This window comes from Exiguobacterium sp. UBA5002 (assembly GCF_002396765.1).
Classification (GTDB): Bacteria; Bacillota; Bacilli; order Exiguobacteriales; family Exiguobacteriaceae; genus Exiguobacterium_A.
The window spans coordinates 136,028-142,413 of record NZ_DGYQ01000013.1; the positions used below are offsets into that span (position 1 = coordinate 136,028).

General features: G+C 48.4%; 9 protein-coding genes. 5 read left to right on the forward strand and 4 right to left on the reverse strand.

Annotation, left to right across the window (positions count from 1 at the left end; translation table 11 throughout):
* Positions 1-48 precede the first annotated feature (48 nt).
* Together B4C70_RS02865 and B4C70_RS02870 are read left to right on the forward strand one after the other, a co-directional pair.
* Positions 49-579 carry a GNAT family N-acetyltransferase gene (locus tag B4C70_RS02865; RefSeq protein WP_290776886.1) on the forward strand — a complete coding sequence of 177 codons (531 nt, stop codon included), beginning with the start codon at positions 49-51 and terminating at the stop codon, positions 577-579.
* Complete coding sequence (locus B4C70_RS02870; RefSeq protein WP_290776887.1) at positions 576-1,361, forward strand: endonuclease/exonuclease/phosphatase family protein; 786 nt, start codon at positions 576-578, stop codon at positions 1,359-1,361. Before B4C70_RS02865 ends, B4C70_RS02870 begins: the two co-directional genes overlap by 4 nt.
* A 40-nt stretch (positions 1,362-1,401) precedes the next feature.
* On the opposite strand, the gene B4C70_RS02875 is transcribed toward B4C70_RS02870, so the two are convergent.
* The 3 genes from B4C70_RS02875 to B4C70_RS02885 form a co-directional block, all read right to left on the reverse strand.
* Positions 1,402-1,887 carry a YusW family protein gene (locus B4C70_RS02875; RefSeq protein ID WP_290776888.1) on the reverse strand — a complete coding sequence of 162 codons (486 nt, stop codon included), beginning with the start codon at positions 1,885-1,887 and terminating at the stop codon, positions 1,402-1,404.
* Complete coding sequence (locus B4C70_RS02880) at positions 1,884-2,501, reverse strand: flavodoxin family protein (RefSeq protein WP_290776889.1); 618 nt, start codon at positions 2,499-2,501, stop codon at positions 1,884-1,886. The genes B4C70_RS02875 and B4C70_RS02880 overlap by 4 nt, the downstream gene beginning before the upstream one ends.
* 154 nt (positions 2,502-2,655) lie before the next feature.
* Positions 2,656-3,135 (reverse strand): GNAT family N-acetyltransferase, encoded by a 480-nt coding sequence (locus B4C70_RS02885; RefSeq protein WP_290776890.1) that lies wholly within the window; start codon positions 3,133-3,135, stop codon positions 2,656-2,658.
* 120 nt (positions 3,136-3,255) lie between these two features.
* On the opposite strand from B4C70_RS02885, the gene B4C70_RS02890 reads away from it, so the two are divergent.
* Together B4C70_RS02890 and B4C70_RS02895 are read left to right on the forward strand one after the other, a co-directional pair.
* Positions 3,256-3,702, forward strand: coding sequence for a MarR family winged helix-turn-helix transcriptional regulator (locus tag B4C70_RS02890; protein WP_290776891.1), 447 nt, complete (start codon positions 3,256-3,258; stop codon positions 3,700-3,702).
* A gap of 36 nt (positions 3,703-3,738) precedes the next feature.
* Complete coding sequence (locus B4C70_RS02895) at positions 3,739-5,007, forward strand: NAD(P)-binding domain-containing protein (protein ID WP_290776892.1); 1,269 nt, start codon at positions 3,739-3,741, stop codon at positions 5,005-5,007.
* Between the two features lie 19 nt (positions 5,008-5,026).
* On the opposite strand, the gene B4C70_RS02900 is transcribed toward B4C70_RS02895, so the two are convergent.
* A complete protein-coding gene (locus B4C70_RS02900) occupies positions 5,027-5,410 on the reverse strand; it encodes a VOC family protein (RefSeq protein ID WP_341090101.1) in 384 nt (127 codons plus the stop codon).
* A 208-nt stretch (positions 5,411-5,618) separates the two neighbouring features.
* On the opposite strand from B4C70_RS02900, the gene B4C70_RS02905 reads away from it, so the two are divergent.
* Positions 5,619-6,365 (forward strand): bacteriorhodopsin, encoded by a 747-nt coding sequence (locus B4C70_RS02905; RefSeq protein ID WP_214857593.1) that lies wholly within the window; start codon positions 5,619-5,621, stop codon positions 6,363-6,365.
* Positions 6,366-6,386: the final 21 nt, after the last annotated feature.

Consider the following 6,386-nt stretch of genomic DNA (forward strand, 5'->3'; position numbering starts at 1 on the left):
ATCCCTGCCATAATGATAGCATATTCCATCTAGAACGGAGGATTACATATGCAGACGATGCACCACTCGTTCGATACACAACGGTACCAGATTCGACCGGCTCGACTCAGTGACGCTGAAGCCCTCGCCGAACTCCGCCAAACACTCGATGCGGAAACGGAATACTTCGACCGAATGCCTGGTGAGGACGTGATGACCGCGACGGATTTCGCAAATCAGTTACGCGATTCCTCGGTTCCGGATCGTATCCTCGTCGTCGAGCGCGATGGACGACTCATCGCCTACGCCCGATGTCGTGGTTTTCATTTAAAACGTTTCGCGCACAAGGCATCATTTGGACTCGGTGTACTTCAATCCGACTGGGGGCAAGGAATCGGTACCCAACTGCTGGAACGAATGATTGCTTGGGCAAAAGCGCAATCCCTGCAAAAAATTCAGCTCGAAGTCGTCGAGACGAACCTCGGCGCCATTCGCCTCTATCAGCGACATGGATTTCAAGAAGAAGGACGACTACGCCACGATCGGTTGCTGTCGGACGGCTGTTATTATGATACCGCCCTGATGGGCTTAGCGTTATGAGACTCTCATTATCGATCGCGACGTATAACATTTGGCATCATCCACACAAGCGTCAGGAACGGTTTGCGGCATTGTGTGCGGAAATCAATCAGCATCAACCGGATGTTCTTCTTCTGCAGGAAGTGATGTCGACGATTCATCCGGATGAATCGTTCGTCTCAATCGCCGAACATCTCGCAGAGGCGACCGGTTATCCTTATTGGATGATGGATCCTTATATGGATTCACCGGATGAAGGACTTGCCATTTTAACGAAACTGCCGTTTGAGCGAACGGATTCGAGTGCCGCAGCGACAGCAAACATCAACCATCACTGTGCGATTCGGATTCCGTTTTCGATTGAAGGTTTTCGATTTGCCGTGACGAACATTCATTTCAACTGGCGTGCTTCAGACATTCGACTCGATCAACTTCGATTCGTCAACGAATGGATTGCCTCACAAACAGATGACGCGACGGTCGAGTTCCTTGGTGGTGACTTTAATGATTGTCCAAATTCTTCTCTGCATCAAGCAACGCTTAAGGAGTGGGTCGATCTCGCCGGTAGTTTTGCCGCTCGTACAGGACAAATTGCCGCCGCGACGCTTGATTCCGTGACGAATCCGTACGTAAGGAAGAATGACGGCATCACAAGCCCCGTTCGATATGATTGGTTACTCTGTCAGCGTTCACTTTCACAGGTGACCTTACAGCACGTCCAGCTGATCGGAAATCATCGACTGCAGCATCACCTTGTACCGAGCGATCATTACGGTGTCCTCGCTCATGTGAAGCTACACTAAGACAACAGGTCTACACCCCTTACGGGCGCAGACCTGTTGTTTATTTTTTATATTCTTTTTCGGTTCCGTCTGAGAATTCGATTTCAACCTCTAAGCGAGAAGCATCCTGGATCGCAAACACACGTTCAACCTCACTGATGACCTCTTTTTCAGATGTATCCGCATCAATCTTTAAGTTCTTGAACTTCGCGTCGAGTTCCGTCATCGCGTCGTCTCCTTGCTTTTGCTCCCCTTTATAGCGATATTCCGCTTCCGTTCCGTCATTATCCAGGTCATAACTAATATCAATGGCATCGTTATCCCCTTCAACGTCCGCTTCAATCGACAGACTCTTGAAGCCATAATCGGTGTCGGCATTTTTCGTTACTGTATCCTTGTCCTGCATCGTATCGTCAGTCGTGTTCGAATTCGTTGATCCTTCTTCAACCTTGTCCGTCGACGCTTCGTCGTTTCCGCAACCCGCAATCATTAAACTCATCGCGAACAATGTGGCGACACCGTACCCTGTTAAACGTTTTTTTTTCATTCCATCACATTCCCTTCTGCTGGAATCGGATGTTCCCTTAATATCTTCGCAAAATGATATAGGTTGGCAGCTAAAAACTGTGCATGCCGCTTCGTAAAGTCGTTGTTCCGTCCTGCTTCGATGTACGATGGTCCTGGTCCCGCTTCACCGACCCAGTAAGCATCGACGTTCGGCGGAATCGTAAAGCCGATATGCGACAGACCGTACAAGATGGAAGCAGACGCATGTTTAGCTCCATCTTCATTCCCCGTGACGATGACGCCACCGACCTTGTTGTAGTAGATGGCTTGTCCAAGATCGTTCGTCAGGCCGCTCCCTCCGTACAATCGTTCAATGACTTGCGTCGCAACACTACTTTTTTCACCCAGCCAGAGCGGTGTTCCGATGACAACGATGTCCGCCCGTTTCACCTTTTCGAAAATCACGGGCCATTCATCCCCGTTGCCTTCGTCTTCCGTGACGCCGAACGCCACTTGGTGATCGACGATGCGGACAATTTCTGAAGTGACGTCCTCTTGTTTCCAATATGCAATCACGTCACGGATCAGCGCCTCCGTATTCGATGGTTCACGTGATGCTTTTAAGGTGCAGTTTAAAAATAAGGCGTGCAACATCCATCCATCCTCCTCCGTCATTTTAAGTAACATCATTCGTCTTTAGTACTTTCCTTCTTCCATCGACGGATAAACTAAAAAACCCTCGCTTCAGCGAAGGTGGGTCATGCTAGAAGATTTGAAATGAACAATCAAGCGTGTAAACATCACTTCATTACCTGAGGTCATTTCGTCGCTCCAATAACAACGTGTCTCGCCAGACACCATGATGCTGTGCGATGGCACGTCGTCGACCGACTAGTTCGAATCCAAGTCGCTCATGCAGCCGTCTGCTTGCGATGTTTTCTGGGAACATGTGTGATTGAAGCGTCCAAATCCCATTGACGTCCACATAGGTGATCAATGCCTCTAGTAAGAATCGTCCACTGCCGAGTCCTCGAGCGGAACGCTCTAGATATATACTGACTTCTCGTACGCCACGGTAGACATGACGTTCAGAAACACATCCCAGTTTAGCCCAGCCAATCACTTTTCCACCTTGCTCTAGAACGAATCGTTCAGATTGCATCAGCGTTTTCCACCACTCTTGCTCATGAATCATCGTTTCGAACGTCGCGTTCCCTTCTTCTACTCCTTGACGATAGATGGCTAACACAGTGCTACGATCTTTCTCTTCCATCGAACGAACAAGCATCGAATTCCCCTTTCCTTATTAACGACTGAATATGAGAAAATCATATATTTATTATTTGCAATTTGCAAGTTTATATCGTATAACTGATTCATAAGCAAAATAACGAAGGGAGAGCTATACATGAATGAAACTCGTGAACTATTTCAAACGTTCACCCGGCGCTTCGGATTATTGAATAAGAATTGTTGCGCCGTCCTAGAAGAAGAAATTTCTCTCGTTCAAAGCCATCTGCTGTATCATGTTGCCAAACACCCTGACTCCGCAATGCAAGAAATTGCGGACCAACTCGCTCTTGATATCACTACGTTCAGCCGACAAGTGCAAACATTGATTAAGCGGGATCTACTCGTAAAGCGTCCCGCGATCAACGATCGGCGAATTCACCTACTTCGCCTGTCCGAGAAAGGATTGCGTGTTGCTCAAGCCATTGACGAAGAGATGAACACGTATCTTGATTCCATCTTCTCATCAATGACTTCGTTCGAAAAAGCACATGTCCTCCAGGCAATCGACTTGCTGAACACGAAGATGGGCGAGAGTGACGTCTGCTGTAAACCATGTCTCTAATACTTGCAACTTACAAATAAAAAGGAGGTTTTATTCATGTCATACGCTTCCTCCCACCCCATCGTCATCATCGGTGCCGGTCCGATCGGTCTTGCAGCTGCAGCTCAACTTGTAGTGGAAGGTCAATCGTTTTTACTATTTGAGAAAGGTCCTTCGATTGCCCACCATATCAAACAATGGGAACACGTTCGGATGTTTTCGACGTGGCAATACAATATTAGTGACGCAGCACGTCACTTGCTCGAGCTGACGGACTGGATTGCACCAGCAAACGATACTGTGCCGACCGGAACTGAATTGATCAAACAATACCTTGCCCCACTTGCTGCATTACCGGAAATTGCTCCCTCTCTACATTTCCAACATGAGATTCTCTCAATATCACGGGCAGGTCTAGACAAGATGACAAATGCCTCACGTGAAGTAACGCCGTTCGAATTAGTCATAGATACGCCGAATGGTCGTAAGCATATTCTCGCTCGCGCGGTCATCGATGCGTCTGGAGTCCTCGGGCGACCAAACCCTGCAATCAGTTCTGGTCATCGAGTCGAAATTGAGCAGAACTTATCTGTCCGGTATTCGATCGTAGATGCGAAACGTGATACTGTTGTTTTCGCTAATCAATCCGTCGCTGTCATCGGTAGCGGGCACTCGGCTTTGAACTCGCTCCTTGAACTCGTTTCCATTAAAGAGCAACACCCTGAAACGGAGATTCATTGGATTCTTCGCAAATCGGACCCAGTTCAAGCCTACGGCGGAGAAGACAAGGATGCATTGGAAGGTCGCGGAGCACTCGGTTCGCGTATCCGTCAGCTCGTTGAACGAAATCAGATTAGGGTTCACTCCAGCTTCAAGACCCGATCCATTGAATCGAAAGGGAAGTCGTTTGACATCACTGCTCAAGATGGTCGGTCCCTTCATCACATCGATCAGTTGATCGTCAACGCAGGAAGTCGACCCGACTTTTCGTTCCTCGAGGAAGTACGGCTTGACATCGACCCTGCCACCGAGAGTAGTCGAATACTTGCTCCTCTGATTGATCCGAACCTTCATAGTTGCGGAACTGTCCGTCCACATGGAGAAGCGGAGTTACGTCATCCAGATTTCGGACTTTATCTGGTCGGTGCAAAAAGTTACGGTCGTGCTCCGACCTTCCTGCTTGCGACCGGTTATGAACAAGTTCGATCAGTCGTTGCTTTTCTTGTCGGAGACGAGGCACGTGCCAAGCAGGTCAAGTTATCATTACCGGAGACGGGTGTGTGCAAAGTTTCCCTGCCACAATCATCGACTTCCTGTTGTTCTTAAAAATATACATCGGACCTGTCTAGACGGGTCCGATTTTTTCTGCCAACTCAATGATCACGCCTTCTGGTCCTCTTACGTAACATAGGCGATACTCATTTTCGTAATTCGCGACGTCGCCAATCGACTGATATCCATTGTCCGCTAAACGTTCGACGAGCGCAGCGAGTTCTGTTACTTCAAAACAGAGATGACGCAATCCAATCGCATGGACGGATTGGATTACGGAAGCCGTGTCGCGCGGGTGTTTGAACCGAACGAGTTCGAGCCATATCGGTTCACTTGGTAATCCGAGTGCAGCACACTCCGTCTCCGCTCCCTCTAGATTCAATAAACGATCGAGTAACTCTCCTTTCATCTCCCAACGTCCGCGTACTTCGAGACCACAAAGTGAAAAAAAGTAAATCGCTTCTTATAGATTCAAGACGTTCAGGCTGATATGATCCGTTCGTTTAATCGACATCCGTCACTCCTCCTCAAGTGTGTCAAAATGTTGTCAAACCGTTGATAGACTGCACATCAAGAGCGTTTCGACGTGGTGTCTGAAGTTTGTATCGTCAGTAAAATAAAAGTATGAAAGGTCGTGTCCACTTACGAAAAGGAGTCGAAACAACATGGAAGACGTTAACCTTCTCGTCCTTGCGACCCAGTACATGTTCTGGGTCGGATTCGTCGGAATGGCCGCCGGTACGCTCTATTTTCTCGTCGAACGAAATTCCCTTGCCCCGGAATACCGCTCGACCGCAACAGTCGCTGCTCTCGTCACGTTCGTCGCTGCGATACATTACTATTTCATGAAGCAAGCTGTAGGGGAATCGGGTTTGTTGTCTGAGATCGATGGTTTTCCGACTGAAATCCGCTACATCGATTGGCTCGTGACGACGCCTCTCTTGCTGATCAAGTTTCCGCTGTTACTCGGTCTAAAGGGTGGGAAAGGGCGTTCGCTTCTGACGAAACTCGTCATCGCGGACATCATCATGATCATCGGTGGTTACATCGGAGAGTCGTCCATCAATCTAGCGGGTGGCTTCACGCAACTCGGTCTTTGGGCATACGTCGTCGGTTGTATCGCATGGTTTTATATCATTTATCTCTTGTTCACGAACGTCACGAAAGCCGCTGAAGATAAGCCTGCCCCGATTCGTAAAGCCTTGTTGCAGATGCGCTTGTTCATCTTAATCGGATGGGCGATCTATCCGGTCGGTTACGCGGTCACCTTGTTTGCACCCGGCATCGAGGTACAACTCGTCCGCGAATTGATCTATAACTTCGCTGACTTGATCAACAAGGTCGGATTTGGTCTGATTGCCTTCTTCGCCGTCAAGACGATGTCTGCTACGAAAAATTTGAAATCGACTTAATCAAAAGGGGCTGACTCAAAA

Coding starts and splice junctions, on each gene's coding strand:
- B4C70_RS02880 (WP_290776889.1), bottom strand. CDS start 2,501: ATGTTGCACGCCTTATTTTTAAACTGCACCTTAAAAGCATCACGTGAA.
- B4C70_RS02865 (WP_290776886.1), top strand. CDS start 49: ATGCAGACGATGCACCACTCGTTCGATACACAACGGTACCAGATTCGA.
- B4C70_RS02895 (WP_290776892.1), top strand. CDS start 3,739: ATGTCATACGCTTCCTCCCACCCCATCGTCATCATCGGTGCCGGTCCG.
- B4C70_RS02870 (WP_290776887.1), top strand. CDS start 576: ATGAGACTCTCATTATCGATCGCGACGTATAACATTTGGCATCATCCA.
- B4C70_RS02905 (WP_214857593.1), top strand. CDS start 5,619: ATGGAAGACGTTAACCTTCTCGTCCTTGCGACCCAGTACATGTTCTGG.
- B4C70_RS02885 (WP_290776890.1), bottom strand. CDS start 3,135: ATGCTTGTTCGTTCGATGGAAGAGAAAGATCGTAGCACTGTGTTAGCC.
- B4C70_RS02875 (WP_290776888.1), bottom strand. CDS start 1,887: ATGAAAAAAAAACGTTTAACAGGGTACGGTGTCGCCACATTGTTCGCG.
- B4C70_RS02890 (WP_290776891.1), top strand. CDS start 3,256: ATGAATGAAACTCGTGAACTATTTCAAACGTTCACCCGGCGCTTCGGA.